Source organism: Bathymodiolus azoricus thioautotrophic gill symbiont, assembly GCF_001298715.1.
Classification (GTDB): Bacteria; Pseudomonadota; Gammaproteobacteria; order PS1; family Pseudothioglobaceae; genus Thiodubiliella.
Map to the genome: position 1 here is coordinate 1 of NZ_CDSC02000469.1, position 2,062 is coordinate 2,062.

A 2,062-nucleotide genomic window follows, 5' to 3' on the forward strand; every position below is an offset into this window, starting at 1 on the left:
CGGTGGGCTACATCGTGCTAAATGATATTTTTTTACACAATCTGATTTACAGGGTCATTTACAATGATAAGTCTTTCCTAATTTTGTTATACAGATTATCAAATAATTCAATAATATCTTTATCATCACCAATTTTATTTAAAAAATCATCTAAATCACTATATTTAACAGTAAAAAATTCTTCAAACAGCTTTTTTCCTCTATAAATATTTTCTTTTTCTGGTGTGTAAATATTGCCCTTTAACTTTTTTTGGGTCAAATAATAAATAATCGGTTTGAACTTTTCTCTATCATAAACTTTAATAATATTAGAAATACCAATATATGATTTTAAAAATCTTCTATTTATCTCCTCATATTTTCCAGTGTCATGATCATCGTTATATTTAATTTCAAGATAATAGACCTTATCATTTTTAACACTAAATAAAACATCTATATCATGTTTTTTAGTATTATTTACAGTTTTTTCTTGTGTGTTTTCTTCAAACTTCAGGCACATGTCAAGCAAACTATTAAACTTATTTACTAACTCTTCTTCGTCAAAATTCTCTGTTTGACAATCAGTAATATGTGTATCTATTAAATCACTGCTCCTTTGTGTAATTGGTAATATAATTTTCTTAGATGAGTTTTTATTAATTGTTAGATCTTTTTCACTTTTTATAATTTTGTGCAATAATTTTTCTACAAAATTGCCAAAATTTATATTCATTGACTGCAATAAGCCACCAAAAATTCTATATCTTATAGGAATAAAGTGTATTTTTTTCTTATGTCTTAAAGATAATTTATCTATTTTTTCATTGTTAGATGTACTTTTTATTAAATCAGAAATAGTCTGCTTAATAAATTTTTTAATATTATTGTTCATAATTCTTTTTCTCTATACTTCACTCTATAATTATCTATATATTCAAGTTTATTGTCATTCTCAGAACACCAAAAATTCCAACCATTGCAACTCTCTAATTCTCTAATTTTCGCCCCAATTTTATGAATAGAACCAGCACCTACACCATTTTTTATGTTGCCATCTTGTAAGATTACGGCTGAATGTTTTTTATCCTTAGTCCATAAAATTTGACCTACTTGAATGTAATTTTTCTTTAATAATTCCTGCATACTAACTCTTTGTAAAACTTTTTTTTCTGGCTCTTTAAGTCTTAAATTACAAAAATCATTTTCATTTATTGAATCAATCCTAATTTTTGTTATTTTTATATATTTTTGTTCTTTTTCTATTCCTATAGCTTTTCTTCCTAGTTTTTTGGCAACCGCTACAGTTGTTCCACTTCCAGAAAAAGGGTCTAACACTAAATCATTTTCAGAACTACTAGATAGAATAACTCGTTTGAGCAACTCTTCTGGCTTTTGCGTTGAGTGTGCCTTTTTACCGTCTTTTCCTTTTATTCTTTCGTGTCCAGCGCATAAAGGAATTTGCCAAACAGAAGTCATTTGTTTGCCTCCATTTAATTGCTTCATTACTTGATAGTTAAAAGTATATTTTTTCTGATTTTCTGATTTTTTAGCCCATATTAAAGTTTCTGTTGCATTAGTAAAACGCACACCACGAAAATTAGGCATAGGATTGGTTTTATGCCACTGCACATCATTTAGAATCCAAAAACCTAAATCCATCATAATTTTACCAACTCTAAAAATATTATGATACGATCCAATAACCCATATTGTGGCGTCATCTTTCATCACTTCACGACATTTTTTTAACCAGTTTTTAGTGAATTCATCGTATGTTTCATTACTGGAAAATTTATCCCAAGCATCGTCAACACCATCTACTTTAGTATGATTGGGGCGATACAACTCATTCTTAAGTTGCAAGTTGTATGGCGGATCTGCAAAAATTAAATCTACCGATTTTTTTGATAACTTTTCTAAAACATCAATGCAATCACCGTTATAAATCCGATGATTGTTTCCTATAATATCATTGTTTGAGAATTTTATTTTTTTATTCATAGTTTTTGCTCTTTTATTGGCAAATTCAAGGAGTAATATTTGACGCATTAGTGCAAACAAGGTTACAAAACAACAAAGA

2 protein-coding genes are annotated in these 2,062 nt (G+C 27.8%); both read right to left on the bottom strand.

Features of this window, described 5'->3' with window-relative positions; all coding sequences use genetic code 11:
* Nucleotides 1-58: 58 nt before the first annotated feature.
* Complete coding sequence (locus BAZSYMA_RS08940) at nt 59-874, bottom strand: HinfI family type II restriction enzyme (RefSeq protein ID WP_090718231.1); 816 nt, start codon at nt 872-874, stop codon at nt 59-61.
* Nucleotides 871-2,031, bottom strand: coding sequence for a site-specific DNA-methyltransferase (locus BAZSYMA_RS08945; protein ID WP_338152908.1), 1,161 nt, complete (start codon nt 2,029-2,031; stop codon nt 871-873). The genes BAZSYMA_RS08940 and BAZSYMA_RS08945 overlap by 4 nt, the downstream gene beginning before the upstream one ends.
* Nucleotides 2,032-2,062 lie beyond the last annotated feature (31 nt).